Source organism: Salinivibrio siamensis (genome assembly GCF_001996005.1).
GTDB classification, from domain to species: Bacteria; Pseudomonadota; Gammaproteobacteria; order Enterobacterales; family Vibrionaceae; genus Salinivibrio; species Salinivibrio siamensis.
Genome location: NZ_MUFB01000041.1, coordinates 1 through 20,325, shown reverse-complemented (window position 1 = coordinate 20,325; position 20,325 = coordinate 1). Strand labels below are relative to the sequence as shown.

The following is a 20,325-nucleotide window of genomic DNA, read 5'->3' as shown; positions in this document are numbered from 1 at the left end:
TCACAGGCCTTGGCCGGCGTGAGAGGCTTGCGTCATGTCAGTAGAAAAGGTGTAATAGCTGCTTCACCTTACTCATTGTCACTATTGTAACGAGTCATCAAATTATTATGTCGACGCAAACCCCCCCGTTAAAGATCTACAACTCACTGACGCGAGATAAAGCTGTCTTTCAACCCATCACGCCGGGAAAAATTGGCATGTATGTGTGTGGGGTGACGATTTACGATCTCTGTCATATTGGTCACGGGCGTACTTTTGTTTCGTTTGACATGATTGCGCGCTATTTGCGCTACTTGGGCTTTGATTTGACCTTTGTCCGTAATATCACGGATATCGATGACAAAATCATTAAGCGTGCGGCGGAAAATGGCGAGAGCTGTGACGCATTGACCGAGCGCTTGATCGGTGAAATGTACCAAGACTTTGATGCTTTAAACATGGCGCGTCCTGATATCGAGCCACGTGCGACGGACTACATCGATGAAATCATCGCACTGGTAGAAAAGCTGATTGAGCGTGGCTTCGCCTATGTCGCAGATAATGGCGACGTGATGTTTGAAGTGGCCAAGTTTGATGCTTACGGCAAGCTGTCAAAGCAAGACCTCGATCAGCTGCAAGCGGGCGCCCGTGTGGATGTTGAAACAGCCAAGCGCAGTCCTCTCGATTTTGTGGTGTGGAAAATGTCCAAACCTGGCGAGCCAACATGGGAATCCCCGTGGGGGCCAGGTCGCCCTGGCTGGCACATCGAGTGCTCGGCAATGAATTCTGCGATCTTGGGCGAACATTTTGATATTCATGGTGGCGGCTCTGATTTGCAGTTCCCGCACCATGAGAACGAAATTGCCCAATCTTGCTGCGCCCATGACACCCCATATGTCAACACCTGGATGCACAGCGGCATGGTGATGGTTGATCGTGAAAAGATGTCCAAATCCTTGGGGAATTTTTTCACCATCCGTGATGTATTGGCTCATTATGATGCCGAAACCGTGCGTTATTTCTTGCTGTCGGGTCATTATCGCAGCCAGTTGAACTACAGCGATGAAAACCTCAATCAAGCCCGTTCAGCACTTGAGCGTCTGTACACCTCGCTTCGCGGTTTAGACACACAGGCCGTACCTGCCGGTGGCGATGAATACGTGGCACGCTTTGAAGCGGCGATGAACGATGACTTCAATACCCCAGAGGCCTATTCGGTGCTATTTGATATGGCTCGAGAGGTTAATCGACTGCGCGGCGATGATCAGGCGGCGGCATCCGCGCTGGGCGCGCAAATGCGCAAGTTAGCGTCGATTCTTGGTTTGCTCGAGCAAGATGCCGATAGCTTCTTGCAAGGCGATGCAGGGGCTGATGATGAAGTGGCTGAAATCGAGGCGCTTATTCAAAAACGGAACGATGCCCGTAAAGCCAAAGACTTTGCCAGCGCCGATGCCGCGCGTGATGCGCTCACCGCGATGGGTATTGTGCTGGAAGACGGCCCACAAGGCACCACTTGGCGTCGTAAGTAAGCGACTGTTACTTGCCATTGAGCCACTAAAAACGGAGCCGACCTGCTCCGTTTTTTTATTATCGATATCTCGTGCTTTTACTCGCAGCGACTGCCGTACCAATCAACGTGAAGCCAGTGTTACAGCCCAGGTGTGACCACGCGTTTATCGGCTTCCGGCAGTTCACTGCCACAATGCTTACAAAAAGAGGCGTCGGACTCATGGCCGCTTTTTGAGCAGTTAGGGCATTTTACCAAGTTGCGATGCAGTGACATCTGCTGACCGATTTCGGCGGTGATGATCCCTGTAGGCACGGCAATAATCGAATAGCCCATCAACATGGTGAAAGACGCGAGTGCCTTGCCAATATCGGTTTGCGGCACAATATCGCCATAGCCGACGGTGGTGAGGGTGACGATCGCCCAATAGATGGCATAGGGAATACTGGTAAAGCCATTCTCTGGCCCTTCAATCACGTACATGAGTGCGCCGAAGACGGTGACCAGGATCGCCACGGAGAAGAAGAAAATCATCACCTTGCGTGATGACAGCATCATCGAGCGTAACAAGATGTTGGAGTCTTCCAAAAAACGCATCAGCCTCAAAACACGGAAAATACGCAATACCCGCAACAAGCGTACCACCATCAGGTAAGTAGTCCCTGGGACAAAAATCGCGATATAGGTGGGCAGAATCGCCAGTAAATCCACCACGCCGTAAAAGCTTCGCGCATAAGCAGACGGGCGCGGAGAGCAATAAAGGCGCAGTAAATACTCGATGGTAAAGATGCCGGTAAAGCCCCATTCAATCCAATAGAGCCATTGCGACCATTGAGCGTGAAAGCTAGCGATGGATTCCAGCATCAACACCACCATCGAGGCCAAGATCATCACAATTAGCACCAAATCAAATGCTTTCCCGTGCTTCGTCTCGGTGCCAAAGATGGTGGTGTAGAGATAATGTTGAAGACGGCTTTGTGACTTATTCATTCGCTTACCTTGCTATAAACCTTCCATGATTGAGCCGCAAAAAACCGGCACGGCAACTGCCTGCGTGCCGGTTTGCTAGTACTACGCGCTGCACGGGATGACCGCGCGTTTAGTTAAGGCCAGGAAACAAAGCGCGCATGCCAGAGGCGATAAACTCGATGCCTAATGAGCCCAGAATAAGACCCATGATCCGCGTAATAACGTTGATACCCGTTTGGCCTAAAAATTTCACTACTGCAGGGCCGACTTTAAATAATCCCCAGATTCCTGCAGAGAACAGCACGAGGGTGGTGATTAATGTAATCGTACTCCAGGTATCGGGGTATTGAGAGCCATACACAATGGTTGAGCTGATCGCACCTGGCCCGGCGAGCAGCGGCATTGCCAGCGGCACGACGCCCACTTGTTCACGACTAATGGTTTCGGATTGCTCCTGCTTGTTTTGCTTACCCTCACCCAACTTACCGTTCATCATGGTAAAAGCGATACTGAGCAGCAACATGCCACCGGCCACCCGGAATGAGTCGAGGGAGATACTGAATAAATCCAGCAACATCTGACCGGCAAGCAGAGAAACAATCAAGATGATCGCGACCGCGATGGCTGCGGTGTATGCCGTGCGGTTTCGTTCTTGTTTATCAAGATGTACGGTGAGGGTGACAAAAACGGGCATGATACCGATAGGGTTAACGGCGGCAAAAAGCCCGACAAAAAACTGCACAAAAATCATGGTGTCGAAAGCGGCCATGGTGACTCTCGTAATGCTGTGAGGAAGTCCAGTTTCTCTCGGGTTTAATCAATGGCGCCAGTATAGCGATATCAGTTTAAAAACCAACCACTCAGCCATGTATTTTCTGCATGCAGTGGTTGCACGTTTTGAACCAACTTAAGATGGCTCACTCAAACGATTTGTCGTCATGCAACTTTCGCACGGCAAACTATACTGAGGGTCGGTGTCGTGGATATAAACAACCGTCTTCAGGCGTTTTGTTGAAATTTACATACAGTATCGACATATAGACTTGTCTCATCATGTAAAAAACATGTTACTGTGATGAAAATTTTAGACACATACATTCTGTGCTACAAAAATATTAAACCCAGTAACTGTGGGGGTTAAGCGTAAAGTTTATTGCGGTTGATTTGATAACAACTGATCGAGATCAAGTTACTCACGCTGTGAAAACTTATACTCAGTTTTGAAAGTTATTTACTAAATGCCACGCACCGAATGGCGACACTAACCAAAGATAAACATGGCTTAGTAAGCAAAGACGCGGCGTTAAGCAATTACTAAATGATTTTCAAATATGAACCAGGAGACGACTATGCCTGTCACTAATATTGCTGAACTCAACGCGATGGTTGAGCGTGTCAAAAAGGCACAACAAGAATTTGCGACCTATTCACAGGAGCAAGTAGATAAGATCTTCCGTGCCGCATCTCTGGCTGCAAACAACGCGCGTATCCCACTGGCGAAACAAGCGGTTGAAGAGTCAGGCATGGGTATCCTCGAAGACAAGGTTATCAAAAACCACTTCGCCTCTGAGTTCATCTACAACAAATACAAAGACGACAAAACCTGCGGGATTCTCGAAGAGAATGACGAATTCGGCACCATGACAATCGCCGAGCCCGTTGGCCTTATCTGCGGTATCGTGCCAACCACTAACCCAACCTCTACTGCGATCTTCAAATCACTGATCTCACTGAAAACGCGTAACGGCATCATCTTCTCGCCACACCCACGTGCGAAAAACTCGACCAATGATGCCGCGAAACTGGTTCTCGATGCAGCAGTGGCTGCGGGCGCACCGAAAGACATCATCGGCTGGATTGACCAACCTTCAGTTGAGCTTTCTAACGCACTGATGAAGCACGACGACATTAACCTGATTCTGGCGACCGGTGGCCCAGGCATGGTGAAAGCGGCATACTCATCAGGTAAACCTGCGATTGGTGTGGGTGCGGGTAACGTGCCTGTGGTTATCGATGAAACCGCTGACATTAAACGTGCTGTCGCGTCTGTACTGATGTCAAAAACCTTCGATAACGGCGTGGTGTGTGCGTCAGAGCAAGCGGTTATCGTGATGGACGAAGTGTACGATGAAGTGAAAGAACGCTTTGCGTCGCACAAAGGCCATGTATTGAGCAAAGCAGACGCCGATAAAGTGCGTAAGGTACTACTTATCAACGGTAACCTTAACGCTGATATCGTGGGCCAACCTGCCACTAAGATTGCAGACATGGCCGGTGTAAGCGTGCCATCAGACACTAAAATCTTGATTGGTGAAGGGCTGGAAATCAGCATCGAAGAAGAGTTTGCTCACGAGAAACTGTCGCCAACCTTGGGTATGTTCCGTGCCAAGAGCTTTGAGCACGCGGTCGATATGGCGTGCAAAATGGTAGAAATGGGCGGTATCGGCCACACCTCTGGCCTATATACTAACCAAGACGTGAACCAAGACCGCATCAAATACTTTGGTGACCGCCTGAAAACGGCTCGTATCCTAGTCAATATTCCAACCACGCACGGTGGTATCGGTGACTTGTACAACTTTAACGTTGCACCGTCACTGACATTGGGCTGTGGCTCATGGGGTGGTAACTCAATTTCTGAGAACGTTGGGCCTAAACACCTGATGAACAAGAAAACCGTAGCGAAGCGAGCTGAGAATATGCTGTGGCACAAACTACCAAAATCTATCTACTTCCGTCGCGGCAGCTTGCCAATCGCACTGAGTGACCTAGAAGACAAGAAACGCGCGATGATCGTGACTGACCGCTTCCTGTTTAACAACGGTTATTCAGAGCAAATCGAGTCAATGCTTAAAGCGCAAGGCATGGACGTGAGTACTTTCTTCGAAGTAGAAGCGGATCCAACCTTAAGCGTGGTGCGCAAAGGTGCGGAAGCAATGAAGAGCTTCCAGCCAGACGTGATTATTGCCCTAGGTGGTGGTTCACCGATGGACGCGGCGAAAATCATGTGGGTTATGTATGAGCACCCACAGACAGCCTTTGAAGAGCTAGCGATGCGCTTTATGGATATCCGTAAACGTATCTACAAATTCCCGAAAATGGGTAAAAAAGCCGAGCTGGTTTGTGTGACAACCACATCGGGCACCGGTTCAGAAGTGACTCCGTTTGCGGTAGTAACGGACGATGAAACTGGGGCGAAATACCCACTGGCCGACTACGAGCTGACACCACAAATGGCGATTGTTGATGCTAACCTGGTGATGAACATGCCGAAGTCACTGACAGCCTTTGGTGGTTACGATGCGATTACTCACGCACTGGAAGCCTATGTGTCTATCCTTTCTAACGAATATTCAGAAGGGCAAGCACTGCAAGCGCTGAAATTGCTGAAAGACTATCTGCCAGCGAGCTATGCGCACGGCGCAAACGACCCAATTGCACGTGAGAAAGTGCACAATGGTGCCACCATTGCCGGTGTCGCATTTGCTAACGCCTTCTTGGGTGTGTGTCACTCAATGGCGCACAAAATCGGTGCTGAGTTCCACTTGCCACACGGTTTGGCGAACGCGCTGCTGATTTCCAACGTGGTACGTTTCAACGCCAATGACAACCCAACCAAGCAAACGGCATTCTCGCAGTACGACCGTCCACAAGCACGTCGTCGTTATGCAGAAATCGCTAACCACCTTGGCCTAGCACAAGACGGCGACCGTACCGCACAGAAAATCGAGCGCCTGCTAGCATGGCTTGAAGAAATGAAGCTGAAACTGGATATCCCAGTCTCAATTCAGGCAGCCGGTGTACCAGAAGCGGACTTTATGGCCAAACTGGATGAGCTAGCGGAAGAAGCGTTTGATGACCAATGTACAGGCGCTAACCCACGCTACCCACTCATCAAAGAGCTGAAAGAAGTGTTGGTTGCGTCATACTACGGTAAGCCTTACGTGGAAGGTGAAACCTTTGAAGGCACGACGGTTATCAAGAAAAAAGATGACCAACCAGCCGCCGCACCGACTAAAGCCGCGAAAGCAGCGAAAAAAGACGAAAAAGCAGACGCCTAATTAACCTAGGTAACCGCTTAACGACAAAGACCCGCTTCGGCGGGTCTTTTTGTATTTGAGAGAGCGATCTTTTACCCACTTGCCTCTAACAACCGGCCGTTAAAAGAATCGTTGGAGACGATGTACTCGGCATTGCGGATAAACTCATCATCGACACCGCGACTCGGCTGGCTTCGGTGACGCGGGACAATACCGCCGACACGAATTTTCAGCGCGGAAAGCTCTTTGGCCCACCGCTGGGTCAAACCGCCAATCATGGCGTTGGCAACCGTATCGGGCGTGAGATGAGTGCCCGCGACATTAATGATCACGCCTGGCCGACCGCGTTGCTGCATGCATTCTGCTGCACGTTGGACGACCAAAAAGTATTGTGACGTGGTATCACTGAGTGTTTTGGGTGTGTCCCATTGATTGTCACTGTCAAAAAGCTTAGGCAGGATATCCCCTTGCCAATGATTAATGAGCACATCAATGCCACCAAAAAGCCGAGTAACTTGGCTGAACGCATCGTGAATAGATTCAGGCTCATGGTCAGCTAAACAAATAGGCTGAACGCGCCCCGGATAGTTGCGGCATTGATCGGCACTTAAGCGCAGCGCTGGCCACTCGGTATCGAGCAGCACCACGTTGGCGCCAAGCGAGCAAAAATGCTCAGCCATGGCGCGTCCAGACGGTGAACCACCTGCGGTAATGACGACCACTGCGCTATCGATCTTCATGAGAGTTTCCTCATAATTATCAGTCTATTAAAACAACCTGATGCATTTATTTACCCAAGCAAGTCACGAGAAAGTGACAGCTTACTCACACCTTATTCAAGCATGGGAGTGTAATACTGGACCATAAATACGAGGACTGCGAAAAAAAGACTAAAAACGTCAGGTGGAATGGCAAAAAGAATATCGGGAATCTATAGAGGATCACAATTTGATAAAGGATCCACCAATGTCATCAAGATCGACTTGCGATCTGACGCATTATGCGCTCACACGCATTTTATCAAAGCAATGTGAGGTGGTGAGCTTTTCATACAAAGTGGCGGGGTTATACGCAGGGCGCTTGGGCTCGGTATCGGTCAAGTGACGGCGTTCGTGGCCAGATAAATTATGATAGACCGCTTCGTCAAAACCGTGTGTACCTTGAGGGGGATAATGCATGGCCGCGGGAGCAAGCTGAAAGCGCAGGTTGGCGCTAGCAATGCCGCCTCGATGAAAGGCATCGGCTTGCGCACTGGCGCGTTGATAGTCTTCTTCATTGCTGGCGGCAAGAGGTTGTGGGTTGGGCAGTTGGAACTGCTGACGGAGCACCTGATCATTGCTGACGGGCGCATCAATCGGCGTCAGCGGGGTCGACTCGTTGGCATCACCAGACAATAGCGCCATCATCAGGGCAAAGTCGGAACGACGCCCTTGTACCACCGCATGGTTTAGGTTGTCCCCAAACTGAACGTCGCTAATCAGCTGCGCTTTGTCGATGGTATGGATAGTCACTGTGGTTACCCTAGTTATGACGTGGTCGATATGGTAATAACTAGGCTATCGGCAGCAGACGAGAAACTTTAACGCTTTTCTTTGGTTTGGCTTAAATATCTTTGGCTGGTGACCATGTCTCCTATAACGTCGAGTGAACGCTGTACGAACTCATCCTGCCTCCGCAAGCCTGGGTTGCAAGGGCTGCGTACTCTGACCAGCAAAATGTTGCATTGAAAACGCCACTCGGTCTTCCGGTAGAGGCGGATAGCGACAAGGCGGCAGAGATTCAATCAGAGCAAGGCGCGGAAGCAGGCCACATCCATTCGCAATTTGAATGGCGAGGCCTGGTCGTGCATTGAGCTCCAATACCATCGGACCTTTTTCTTTGTCCAGCACCATGTCGGTGCCCATGTAACCCAAGTCCGTCATTTCCCATGCACTGGCGGCGAGGGTAAGAAGCTGCTGCCAGTGAGGCACTTGCAGGGTATAGAGATCTTGATGGGTATCTGGATGATGCGTGATAGGGCGATTAAACTGCACCGCTTTTAGTGCTTTGCCCGTCGCCATATCTAAGCCGACGCCAACGGCACCTTGGTGTAAGTTAGCTTTGCCATCAGACGCCGAGGTCGATAGACGCATCATTGCCATCACTGGGTAGCCTTGAAAAACAATCACGCGGATATCGGGCACACCCTCATAGCTAAATCCTTGAAAGCTATCATCAAACGCAATTAAATTTTCGACCACGGCGACATCGGCTTTGCCTCCCAGCGAGAAAAGGCCTGCCAAGGTATTGGTGATATGGCGCTCCACATCATTATGGCTGACCGCTTTCCCCGAGGCTTTGGTATAGACACCTTGGTGGTTTTTTGTCACCACTAAGATGCCTTTTCCGCCAGAGCCCTGTGCAGGCTTAATCACAAAGCCGGGCCAATTGGCGACCATGGCGTGGATGCGTTTGACATCCGCTTGGCTGTCAATCACCCCAATCAGTTCAGGCACCGTGGCCCCCGCTTGTTGGGCGATGAGTTTGGTTTGTAGCTTGTCATCAACCAATGGATACAAACGCCTGTCATTGTAGCGACCAATATAGCGAATGTTGCGCTGGTTCATGCCCATGATCCCTGCGTGGTTAAGGCGAAACGGAGAGGCTAGCTTATCGAGGAGTTTGCGCATCATCGCCTCCTGTGGTGGTAGCTAACCCAAGTGGCTTATTACTCGGTTCCGCTAAGGGGCGGAAGCGCTTGAGTTCAGACAAGCGATAGCCCGTGTAATTACCCAGTAGCAAGATAAGTGCAAGGATAACCAGCTGCAGGCCAATAAAGTTAAAGGTGAGATGGCGAATCAAATCATTGGTCATCGCTAAATATACCAGTACGGCAGTGAGCAGTGAGCCGCCACCTTGAATCACCACTTCTTTGGCGCCTTCTTCTTCCCACAAAATCGACATCCGTTCAATCGTCCATGACAGAATGATCATCGGGAAGAAGGTAATGGTGAGCCCCTCCATTAAACCAATGTGGAAGGCAATCACGCTAAAGACGGAAATAATCAGGATCACGGTAATAATCACGGCCGATATTCGTGCTACCAAGAGTAAATTGAGCCGCGATAAGTAGCTTCTGATCACCAGCCCCGTGCCCACAATCAACACAAAGCCCACGATACCGGTGATGAGCTGGGTTTGGACAAAGGCGACGGCAATGAGCACTGGCATAAAAGTACCAGAGGTTTTGAGCCCCACAATCACCCGCAAGAACACCACAATGAGCGCACCGATTGGGATCAGCATGATGGTTTTGAACATTGCCTGCTCTTCAATGGGCAAACTATGGATGGAGAAGTTGAGCAAATCGTCGGCCGACACCTTGGCCGAGGTGGCCTGCTGCGGACTGATGTCTTGCGAAATAATGGAGAAGTGCACCTGGCTGTGCTCACCGCCCATCACTTCTAGCAGCGGCCCGCCATGCTGGTTCCATAACAGCGTGTTATCGTGATGGCCATTTTGTCCGCTGACTAAATCAAACAAGTGCCAGCGACTGTCTTGCCACACTTGCAACATGGGGGAAATACTTTGGCGGCGCCGGCCATCTTCAAGCTCTAAACCGCCCACCACGCGCGCATGAATGCCTTCAAGAGCCAAGGTTTTGCGCAGCGCATCGGGTTTATCAAGCGTGTTGAGTAGCAGCGCCGCGTTTTGGCTATCAGGACTATTTAGCTGTTTGATGAGCTCACGGGTCAGGGTGATGTTATCAGCAGAGCGGGCACGAGCACGGTCAAGCAGCGCGAGTGCGGCGTTTTTCGCAGCATTATCCATGACAGGCGTGGCGACCACGTCATCCTCGGGCGGGGTCATGGTGTAGCGCGCGCTGTCGTCAACCAGCATCTGGTTCTTAAAATAAAGCGTTTGCTCACCGCTCGCTTGTCGAGCCGACCACTGTGCTTGGCGGCCATGCTCGGTATCGAGCAAGGAAAAACCGTACCCCGCCGATGAGGTGCTTTCATCAATCAGGGTCAAACCCGGCTGGCTGTCTGGTGCCGCCAAACTGATTTTGACCGGCCCGTCGTTGGCATCGAAATTGATTCTCGCCTCGATTTGCCACACTTGGCGCGTTTCGTCAGCCAACCATGGCACGCCATAGACAAAATGACGGTACGCGCTGAGTGCAATACCTGCGACAACTAAAAAGCCAATTAAAAAATAAAAAGGAACCCGTGAAACCATATCGATTACCTACTTGTTTTTGGGGGTGTCATCGCCTGGTTCCGATGGCGTGTCCGGCTGATATTGCGGATGAATATGGACTTGGCTGACATCAACCACCGCCAAGTCTTTAAAAAATTCGCGGCCGAGCAGCACTGGGTATTCCATGTTGGTGCGATCGGCGAGGGTGAATTCGGTTTTCTCATGGATGTTACCGACACGAATCCAGGCTTCGACCACTGGGCGGCGCTCAGTGCTATCGCTAGACGATTGACGGATACGCACCCAGCGTTTCACCGGCATTTCCATGATCACTGGCTGATCGCTATTTTCACTATGATTGACGTTGAACTTGACCCAGGTATCGCCGTCACGCTCAAATTCTTGGATATCCACAGCATTCAATGAAGATGTTTCGGCACCGGTATCCACACGGGATTGGAAGGTGTTTTCGACCGCATCAAACCAGACAAATTCGCGTCCACCGAGAATAATCTTGCCGTCGTTAACCGGCACCCGCACCACCTTTTCTTTCACTTTGACGTCAGCGGTGTCGGTCGCCACATTGGCGTAAAGCTTGGCCTGGGTACGCTGAATCACGGTCAGTTGGCTTTCGAGCGCACTCACTTTGTCGGCCAACTGATTTAACGCTGTGCCATGTTGAGCGAATGTCTCGGTGAAAGTTTGTTGTTGCTGCTGGTGTTGGGCAGCCAGGTTATCAAATTTACTGAGCGTTTCCTGGTGTTGGTGCTGCGAGGTTAATGTGCAGCCGGACACCGTAAGTAAAAGCGCACTGATCAGTGAGCAACGAAATAGCATCTAAATCTCCACAGCGTAAGAAGGGTTGCGGCTAGCCATGTCACAGGCAGTAAAGCGCTGATCGCGACGGCGAGAGCAAATTCTAAAGGATGCGACAAAGATGGGTAGGGGGATTCTGTCAAATGTTAGTCAGAATTGACTAAACGCTGATTTAATCGACGGTAATAAAGCAAAGTCATTAGCAAACAAGCACTCAGGCGGTGAAATAAAACACAGCCGTCAATACATGCGTCGCGATTGCGAGCGTGGTGTCAGCGTCAGGTGTGAGGTCGGTAAGCGGCGTTCACCGCCATGTTCACCCTTATCACCGCCCAGTGAGGCGGCGAGTAAGGGCGGTGGTATGGGGGAGCGGTGTCCGGGCTGTTGTTTAATCCGGGTTGCGAGCCACTAAGATCGCGCGTTTGGGGGCCGGATACCCTTCGATGGTTTGCGCCGGATCATCTGGGTTGAGGTACTCAGGCAGCGAGTTATGGGTCATCCACTCGGTACTGCGCTGCTCATCAGTGGTGGTGACGCACTCGTCGACAATACGCACATCGACAAATCCGACTTTCTCCAGCCACACTTTTAACGCACGGGCAGACGGGAAAAAGTAGACGTTGCGCATTTGTGCATAACGACCGGTAGGCACCAATACCGCGTTTTCATCGCCATCGATAACCAAGGTTTCCAGCACCAGCTCGCCATCTTTACGCAATTGATCTTTGAGTTGCATCAGATGATCGAGAGGGGAGCGGCGGTGATACAACACACCCATACTGAACACGGTGTCGAACGCGCGTAGCGCAGGCAGTTTTTCAATCCCTAAAGGCAGCAGGTGCGCACGCTGATCGTTACCCATCAAGCGATGAATGGCGTCGAATTGCATCAAAAAGAGCTCGGAGGGGTCGATGCCCACTGTCAATGCGGCCTCTTCGCCCAACATGCGCCACATGTGGTAGCCATTGCCGCAACCGACATCAAGCACATACCGCCCTTTTAGCGGCGAGATATGCGGGAGTACGCGATCCCATTTCCAATCTGAGCGCCACTCTGTATCAATATCAATGCCGTGTACCTGGTACGGGCCTTTGCGCCAAGGGTGCAAGGTACGCAATAAGTTTTCTAATTTTTTGCGCTCGCCATTAGGTAAGCTACTGTCATCACCAATACGCACTGCGTCTTTCAGCTCAACCGTCTCGGGCGCGGTGGTTGGTATCTTGTTGAGCACTTTTATCCACTTGGGCATATCGCCATGCGGCTGGTTTTGCCACTCGGCTAATTGTGCTGGCAACACCTCGAGCCAATGGCTTAGACGGTTTTTGGCGATCAGCTGATAAAAATCGGAAAAATCAAACATCAGATTACTCGTACTGTCAGGCTCGTCTTACTTAATCGCGAGCATCGAACCAAAGTTAAAACACTGGAACCACATGGCGACGCTGCTAAAGCCAATGGCATGGAGCCGCGCTTGGTGGGTGGCAATACTGTCCGGGCGCATCACATTCTCCAGTGCACTGCGCTTTTGGCTGATCTCAAGCTCGCTATAGCCATTGGCACGCTTGAAATCGTGGTGTAAATCGATCAGCAATTCATTGGCGGTTTCGTCTTCAAATCGGTACTTTTCGGACAGAATCAGGATCCCACCTGGCTTCAAGCCTTGATAAATGCGAGTAAGTAGGGCTTGGCGATCGTCAGGGCTTAAAAATTGTAGGGTAAAATTGAGCACCACCATCGAGGCATTGGTTATCTCGACATCGCGAATATCGGCTTCGCGAACCTCAACATCGGCGGCGCCGCGATACGCGTTAACATGCAAGCGACAACGCTCAACCATGGCTTGTGAGTTATCCACCGCGATGATTTTGCAGCTGTCATGAGGAATATGGCGACGCATCGATAAAGTGGCAGCACCCAGCGAACAGCCAAGATCGTAAATATGACTATCAGGCGCAGCAAAACGCTTGGCCAGCATGCCGATGGCCGAAATAATATTGCTGTAACCCGGTACCGAGCGCTGGATCATATCCGGGAACACCTCAGCGACATTTTCATCGAAGGTGAAATCGCCCATTTTTTCGATAGGCGCTGCGAAAATTTTATCCTGATTAGCCATGTAAGCCCCTACAAATCAGCCAAGCTGGCAGGCTTTGGTGCGTTTTGCACCCAAAGCTTGCCACAAAAGCGGCGTATTGTAGTGAATTTTTCTGCGTCTGTCTGCACGGTGAGAACGCGTGCCAGCAGCGAGATTAAAACAACGCGCCCTGTTGACTTTGTGCGGCACGCGAGACGGAAGCCAGTGGCGTTGATAAATCAAGACGTTGATATAATTGTGCGGCCAACGCAGGGGCCTGATCGTTATCTGAGGTATGAATCATTAAATAGGGCGTTTTGCCCGCGGCTATCCATTGAGATAAGCGTGAGATCCAAGGGTCAAAAAACGCGGTATTTTCGGGCAAATCAGGATGACCAATAAAACGCACCATGGGCGCTGCACTGGTGGCGATGGCATGCACGGGCACCCGGGGCTTTTTCTTTTGCGCATCAATAATGGCAAGGGTGTCGGGTTTAGCCGCAAATACCGGGCGACTGTCCATGATTACACGGTTGGCGTTATGATCGATCAACAGTCGGTTGAGCGCTTTTTCTGCGTCGCCTTTGGCAAAAAAGGCCGGGTGACGCACTTCGACACCGATGGCCAAATCGCGCGGCAGCGTTGTAAGAAACGCGTCTAAGCTGGGCAACCCGTCTGGACCAAAGCGCGCCGGCAGTTGAATCGTCCACTGGCCAATATGCTCATGGAGTGGTGCCATCAGCTTAATAAAGTCGGCGGTTAAGTCTTGCGCATGACGCAGCTGGCATTGATGRGTAATGGTTTTAGGCAGCTTAAAGGTAAACTGAAAACCGTCTGGAATGGCGGCCGCCCAATTATTCACCGTTTGCGGCGAGGGGGAGGCGTAAAAGGTCGTGTTGCCCTCGACGGTATTAAACACCTCGGCATAACGGGCTAAGCGCTCGCCTGACTTGGTGCCTGGCGGATAAAAGTGATGCTGCCAACTGGGATGAGACCATTGCGTCAGCCCCAACCGCAGGGGTGGAGAGGGGAGTTGGTGTAATAAGGAGGTCATGCCCGTGCTGATGCGTTGCGAACCAATAAAGTAATAGCCTAAAAGGATTTGGATAAAAAAACTATCGGTTTTAAGTGCGATCGCTTTACCAAGAGCGGGGCTTTTCCTTTATAATGGCAGGTCTTTGACAGTAACGGCACTCATGGGGGCGTACCGTCAGGTACGACAGACGCTGTTACCCGAATTCCCCTCAGTATTTGGCAGGCTTGTGCCCCAGGGGCAAGCGGAATCATCAGAACAGATCAGGAATAATCTATGCGCACCCAGTAWTGTGGTCACCTGAATAAAGCCCACGTCGGGCAAGAAGTTAGTCTTTGTGGTTGGGTTAACCGCCGCCGTGATTTGGGCGGCTTGATTTTTATCGACATGCGCGACCGTGAGGGTCTGGTGCAAGTTGTGATTGACCCTGATATGGGTGATGTTTACGAGCAAGCAAACAAATTGCGTAACGAATTTTGCCTGACCATCCGTGGTGAAGTGCGTGCGCGCCCAGAGAGCCAGATCAACAGTGATATGGCCACAGGCGAAGTCGAAGTGGTGGCGAAAGGGTTGGAGATCATCAACCGCAGTGCACCGATGCCGATTGACTTTAACCAGTTTATTTCCGAAGAGCAGCGCCTGAAGTATCGCTACCTTGATTTGCGCCGCCCTGAAATGAGCGATCGGATTAAACTGCGTGCTAAAGCCACCAGCTTTGTCCGTCGCTTCCTCGATGACAATGACTTTTTAGACATCGAAACCCCAGTACTCACCAAGGCGACCCCAGAAGGCGCTCGTGACTACTTGGTGCCAAGCCGTGTGCACAAAGGTAACTTTTATGCGCTGCCGCAATCACCACAGCTGTTTAAACAGTTGTTGATGATGTCTGGGTTTGATCGCTATTACCAAATCGTGAAGTGCTTCCGTGATGAAGACTTGCGTGCTGACCGTCAGCCAGAATTTACCCAGATTGATATCGAAACCTCATTCATGAGCGCCGACCAAGTGCGCGAGGTAACCGAGCAACTGATCCGTGAAATGTGGCAATCTCTGCTCAATGTGGACTTGGGCACGTTCCCCACCATGAAGTATGAAGAAGCGATGCGCCGTTTTGGCTCCGACAAGCCAGATTTGCGTAACCCGCTCGAAATCGTCGATGTGGCTGATATCGTCAAAGACGTAGAGTTTAAAGTATTCTCTGGCCCGGCAAACGATGAGAAAGGCCGCGTGGCTGTGATTCGTGTACCAGGCGGTGCCAGCTTGTCGCGTAAGCAGATTGATGAATACACCCACTTTGTTGGCATCTACGGTGCCAAAGGCTTGGCGTGGATGAAAGTCAACGACCGTGACGCCGGTTTTGATGGTATTCAATCGCCGGTGGCCAAGTTCCTTAATGCCGAAGTGGTAGAAAGCATCTTGTCACGCACCGAGGCGCAAACCGGTGACATTATCCTATTCGGTGCAGACAAGAAATCAGTGGTCACCGAAGCGCTGGGTGCATTGCGTGTGAAGTTAGGCCTAGATCTTGAGCTGACCGACACCCAAGCGTGGGCACCATTGTGGGTGGTTGACTTCCCAATGTTTGAGGAAGACGACGAGGGTAACTTGCATGCGATGCACCACCCGTTCACTGCGCCGACCGACGTGACACCTGAAGAGCTGGTGGCAAATCCTGCGGCGGCGAACTCTAACGCGTATGACATGGTGATAAATGGTTACGAAGTGGGCGGTGGCTCGGTGCGTATCCACAACCCAGAAATGCAAGCCGCGGTGTTTGAAACATTAGGCATTGATGAGCAAGAACAGCGCAAGAAATTTGGCTTCTTGCTGGATGCATTGAAATATGGCACCCCACCACACGCAGGTCTGGCGTTTGGTATGGATCGCCTGGTGATGTTGCTATCCGGCACCGAGAACATTCGTGACGTGATTGCCTTCCCGAAAACCACCGCAGCGGCATGCTTGATGACTGACGCGCCAAGCCTTGCTAATGACGCGGCGCTTGAAGAACTGGCGTTGAGCATTACCGCGGCGGCAGAGCAAAACGAACACAGCGAATAGATTCGCCTGATGACGGGCAAGCAGCTTTGCCCGTCTTATCCTTGCGACCGATAGCTGCCGTCACTAGGCGGTCGTATCAAGGCGCAAGGTCAATGTCTCAACGCGCCTCAGACTGAAAAGCCAAGGCGCGTTTTTTCTTATTACTCCTTTCACGTGAGGGGAGCGCAAAAAACGGAGAGTCGATATGGCAGGTCACAGTAAGTGGTCGAACATTAAACACCGTAAAGCCGCTCAAGACGCGAAGCGCGGTAAGATTTTCACCAAGCTTATCCGAGAAATTGTGGTGTCAACCAAAGAGGGTGGCCCCGAGGCGGAAACCAATCCACGCCTGCGTGCCGCGGTGGATAAAGCGCTGTCAAATAACATGACACGCGATACCATCAACCGTGCGATTTCACGCGGTGCGGGCGGCGAAGGTGACGAGAACATGGAAACCGTCATCTATGAAGGTTATGGCCCTGCGGGCACGGCGGTGATGGTGGAGTGCATGACCGATAACCGCAACCGTACTGTGTCAGGTGTGCGCCATGCATTTTCAAAATCCGGTGGTAACCTGGGTACCGATGGCTCAGTCAGCTTCTTATTCGATAAAAAAGGGGTGATCACCTACCCATCCGGCCTTGAAGAAGATGCGGTGATGGAAGCGGCACTCGAAGGCGGCGCGGACGATGTGGTCACCTATGACGACGGCTCAATGGATGTGTACACCACCCCCAATGACTTTGGCTATGTGAAAGATGCCTTAGATAAAGCCGGGTTTGAAGCTGAGCGAGCGGAGGTGACTCAGGTGCCATCCACCAAAGCGGAGCTAGATGCAGACACGGCACCGAAGCTGCTGCGCTTGATCGATATGTTAGAAGACCTTGACGATGTGCAAGAAGTCTACCATAACGGTGATATCTCGGACGAAGTGGCAGCGAGTTTAAGCTAAATGGCAGTGATACTGGGGATTGACCCAGGTTCGCGGATCACCGGTTATGGGGTGATCCGCCAACATGGTCGGCATCTTGAATATCTTGGTAGTGGCTGTATTCGCACCGAGACAGACGACTTACCCGGTCGACTGAAACATATCTATGCAGGGGTGAGCGAAGTTATCACCCAGTTCCAACCGGATAACTTTGCCATTGAGCAAGTGTTTATGGCCCGTAACGCGGATTCAGCGCTTAAACTGGGGCAAGCGCGCGGCAGCGCCATTGTTGCGGCGGTAAACGCCGATTTACCGGTATCTGAATATGCCGCGAGGCTTATCAAGCAAGCAGTGGTGGGGAAAGGCAGTGCGGATAAAAAGCAAGTCCAGCATATGGTCACCCACATGTTAAAGCTCAGCGCCACCCCGCAAGCCGATGCCGCCGATGCCCTCGCGGTTGCCATTTGCCATGCCCACACTAATCACACCCTCATCGCCATGGCCGGCAAAGCCAACGCCGCCCGCCGCGGCCGATATAGATGATACCATTGGCGTAGGTGACACAAGCCCCAGGCATAGTGTTGGGTATGTGTAAATTGCCAACGGGCGCGCGTCGGCTTGGGTATTCAGGATTAACATCGCCCCGGCGCTTGTCCGACCTACGCCTGATTTATATATCGGTGGTCATATTTAGTTTCGATGATCCCATTGGCGTAGGTGACACAAGCCCCGGTACTATGTCAACAATAATGCACTATGCTACCTGGGCGCCTGTCACGTTTGGCGCCAATGTTGACCACGATGTCCGATGGCGCCGTGCAACGGGCGCCACGGCTATCCGCGCGTGTGATCCCTTCTGTTATCCGATCTTGCACGCACTTCACAGTTTAGCCAGTGCTAACCTAACGATGACAACAAACCTATCCAAAAATCTGGCCCGTTGCGTAGAATGATCCGCCATGATTCTTGGCAGGCGAACAATGCGGTGGGTTACAAACTAGTTCGATTGACTGAACTTATGGCTTATGAGTTTGGGCAAGTAGAGGGCGATACTGAGGCGCTGAATGAGCGAGACCTTGATGGAGTGATGCCCGATGGGGTGAGCTTTTCACAATTCAAAGAAAAGCTTGATAGCGGTGAATTTGCACTGTTGGCTGACACCCCAACGCGGCCCGCGATGGTGCATGATAATACGAATAAGGTTTGGTCCCTCTCGCCAGACACTGAAACGACCCTCTCACCACAAGCCCGTTCAGCACTTGCCGCCCGAGCCAATCAGTCTGGCAGTGCGGTCGGTGGCGCGAGTGGCTCCGGCGGTGCGAGTCACAGTTCGCATGCCGCAACCAATATCGAAGACACCTATGTGCCGGAACCGGTAAAACCTGACCGTTCAGATGCGCCACCGCCACTTAAGTACGAGTACTGTTTTGAGATTGCCAGCTCGGACAAGGTCTTTAGCAAGACAGTCGGGGGTAAATTTGAGTTAGCCAAAACACAACAAGAAGGCGTGAAGGGTGATTGGCAAACCGCGCGCACTGAACACGGCACTAAGTACACTACGTATACCGCATTCAATGAGCCCAAAAAGCTTGTTGCCAAAATAGCATCAGCGTCAATGGGCATCAGCGTGCCCGAGCCCGTGCAGATGAAGCCGATTGGCTCTGGAGTAATCCAAGAAGCCTTTATTCCTGTGACACCTTCTGTTCAACTCGGCGATCGGCTGGGCCTCCCCACCGAAGGCTATTACTACCATTTTCACCAAAAGCGCTTAGTGCAGGAGTACAAGCTGCTGGGTGACGGAAAATGGCAGTTTTTCGCCACGCGCTCTAAACATGACAGACTCAACCAGGAGCAAGGTTTTAATCGTTATCAAAGCGCGCTCTTGGTGTACTGGAAGATTGGCGGGAAAGAAGTCGAAGACCAACATCTTGTCTATCTCGAAGAACCGATCACTCGCGAGACGCTTGATAACCCAGACGAAGAATGGCTAGAAGAAAACGGCGTAAAGCTATCTATCAGCGATTTGCTCGCCGCCCCTAAGCAAGCCGTTGCGAATCGAGATGACTCACCGGCAGAGTCGGATAGCGATAAAACTGGTGACTCAGCGCAACCATTAACCCATACCGTTAAGTTTGATCCGACTACCCGCCAACGTGAATCATGGCCGACAATTGCCGAACAATATGGCTTATCCGCTAAGCAGCTGCTGGGTTTGAATCCGCAGTATGACGCTGAACCGATGTCGTTAGCTGTGGGTGATAGCCTAACGGTTAGTCAGCCAGCCGCGAAAAGCGAAGAGAAATCAATAGCTCGCGCTTTACCTCCAGAAACACCACAAAAATATAACCTAGCGGCCAATACCCACTATACGTTTGATGGCATTTTGCAGGGGACGTCGGTCAAACCAATAAATCATGACAAAATACTGAGCGCTGAAATTTCAGTTGTTAATTTAACTCAGCTATCCCCTCGAGACGTTGATGATGCATATCTTGTTTTTGCTGACAAACGAATGAGCGTGGAGGACTTTGCGCTTGAGACATATTTATCAAATCAAGCACATATAATCGAGCATGTTCTTAGTTCAAATCCTCATTTGAGACGTAGTTTTAGCCAGATTATTGAAGGAATGCCCCTTGTCGTGTCGCCTTGGTCTGAAGTTCATCCGGATGAAGAGTTTGCCATCAAACAGGCTAACGACTTAATGAGTGAGTTCCTCACCCTTTCAAGTGAACAGAAAAAGTGGTTCGCAGAGCA

The 20,325-nt window shown here is 51.2% G+C and carries 15 protein-coding genes and 1 pseudogene; 6 read left to right on the top strand and 10 right to left on the bottom strand.

The annotated features are described in order from the left end of the window. The first annotated feature begins 107 nt into the window (after positions 1-107). Complete coding sequence (gene cysS, locus BZG73_RS15235; RefSeq protein WP_077668757.1) at positions 108-1,508, top strand: cysteine--tRNA ligase; 1,401 nt, start codon at positions 108-110, stop codon at positions 1,506-1,508. Between the two features lie 119 nt (positions 1,509-1,627). Here the strand turns inward: cysS and BZG73_RS15230 are convergent, their stop codons facing one another. Together BZG73_RS15230 and BZG73_RS15225 are read right to left on the bottom strand one after the other, a co-directional pair. Further along, positions 1,628-2,476, bottom strand: coding sequence for an ion transporter (locus tag BZG73_RS15230; RefSeq protein WP_046075348.1), 849 nt, complete (start codon positions 2,474-2,476; stop codon positions 1,628-1,630). Positions 2,477-2,585: 109 nt separating this feature from the next. Continuing rightward, positions 2,586-3,224: a YchE family NAAT transporter gene (locus tag BZG73_RS15225; protein ID WP_046075349.1), complete on the bottom strand. Its 639-nt coding sequence runs from the start codon at positions 3,222-3,224 to the stop codon at positions 2,586-2,588. Between the two features lie 562 nt (positions 3,225-3,786). On the opposite strand from BZG73_RS15225, the gene adhE reads away from it, so the two are divergent. Then, positions 3,787-6,516 carry a bifunctional acetaldehyde-CoA/alcohol dehydrogenase gene (gene adhE / locus BZG73_RS15220; protein WP_268794243.1) on the top strand — a complete coding sequence of 910 codons (2,730 nt, stop codon included), beginning with the start codon at positions 3,787-3,789 and terminating at the stop codon, positions 6,514-6,516. Between the two features lie 71 nt (positions 6,517-6,587). On the opposite strand, the gene BZG73_RS15215 is transcribed toward adhE, so the two are convergent. The 8 genes and pseudogenes from BZG73_RS15215 to BZG73_RS15180 form a co-directional block, all read right to left on the bottom strand. Then, positions 6,588-7,235: an SDR family NAD(P)-dependent oxidoreductase gene (locus tag BZG73_RS15215; protein WP_046075351.1), complete on the bottom strand. Its 648-nt coding sequence runs from the start codon at positions 7,233-7,235 to the stop codon at positions 6,588-6,590. Between the two features lie 258 nt (positions 7,236-7,493). Further along, positions 7,494-8,006 (bottom strand): VC2046/SO_2500 family protein, encoded by a 513-nt coding sequence (locus BZG73_RS15210; protein ID WP_077578101.1) that lies wholly within the window; start codon positions 8,004-8,006, stop codon positions 7,494-7,496. 150 nt (positions 8,007-8,156) lie between these two features. Beyond that, positions 8,157-9,164 (bottom strand): alpha-L-glutamate ligase-like protein, encoded by a 1,008-nt coding sequence (locus BZG73_RS15205; protein WP_167369759.1) that lies wholly within the window; start codon positions 9,162-9,164, stop codon positions 8,157-8,159. A 46-nt stretch (positions 9,165-9,210) separates the two neighbouring features. Next, positions 9,211-10,713 (bottom strand): annotated as a pseudogene (locus tag BZG73_RS15200) (inactive transglutaminase family protein); the annotation flags it as partial. 9 nt (positions 10,714-10,722) lie between these two features. After that, on the bottom strand, positions 10,723-11,511 hold the full coding sequence (locus BZG73_RS15195; protein ID WP_077668756.1) for an ATP-dependent zinc protease family protein: 789 nt from the start codon (positions 11,509-11,511) through the stop codon (positions 10,723-10,725). A 367-nt stretch (positions 11,512-11,878) separates the two neighbouring features. Next, a complete protein-coding gene (gene cmoB / locus BZG73_RS15190; RefSeq protein ID WP_077668755.1) occupies positions 11,879-12,850 on the bottom strand; it encodes a tRNA 5-methoxyuridine(34)/uridine 5-oxyacetic acid(34) synthase CmoB in 972 nt (323 codons plus the stop codon). A gap of 27 nt (positions 12,851-12,877) precedes the next feature. After that, positions 12,878-13,606, bottom strand: a complete 729-nt coding sequence (gene cmoA, locus BZG73_RS15185) for a carboxy-S-adenosyl-L-methionine synthase CmoA (RefSeq protein ID WP_077578106.1) — start codon at positions 13,604-13,606, stop codon at positions 12,878-12,880. Between the two features lie 133 nt (positions 13,607-13,739). Beyond that, positions 13,740-14,582, bottom strand: a complete 843-nt coding sequence (locus tag BZG73_RS15180; protein WP_201247917.1) for a DUF72 domain-containing protein — start codon at positions 14,580-14,582, stop codon at positions 13,740-13,742. A 291-nt stretch (positions 14,583-14,873) separates the two neighbouring features. Here BZG73_RS15180 and aspS point away from each other — a divergent pair, with 291 nt between their 5' ends. The 4 genes from aspS to BZG73_RS15160 all read left to right on the top strand — a co-directional run. Then, positions 14,874-16,658, top strand: a complete 1,785-nt coding sequence (gene aspS, locus BZG73_RS15175) for an aspartate--tRNA ligase (RefSeq protein WP_077668753.1) — start codon at positions 14,874-14,876, stop codon at positions 16,656-16,658. A gap of 184 nt (positions 16,659-16,842) precedes the next feature. Then, a complete protein-coding gene (locus tag BZG73_RS15170) occupies positions 16,843-17,589 on the top strand; it encodes a YebC/PmpR family DNA-binding transcriptional regulator (protein WP_046075359.1) in 747 nt (248 codons plus the stop codon). After that, complete coding sequence (gene ruvC / locus BZG73_RS15165; RefSeq protein ID WP_046075360.1) at positions 17,590-18,111, top strand: crossover junction endodeoxyribonuclease RuvC; 522 nt, start codon at positions 17,590-17,592, stop codon at positions 18,109-18,111. It begins immediately after the preceding gene. A gap of 475 nt (positions 18,112-18,586) precedes the next feature. Further along, the coding region (locus BZG73_RS15160; RefSeq protein ID WP_131826211.1) for a LysM peptidoglycan-binding domain-containing protein at positions 18,587-20,325 on the top strand (1,739 nt) is incomplete at its 3' end.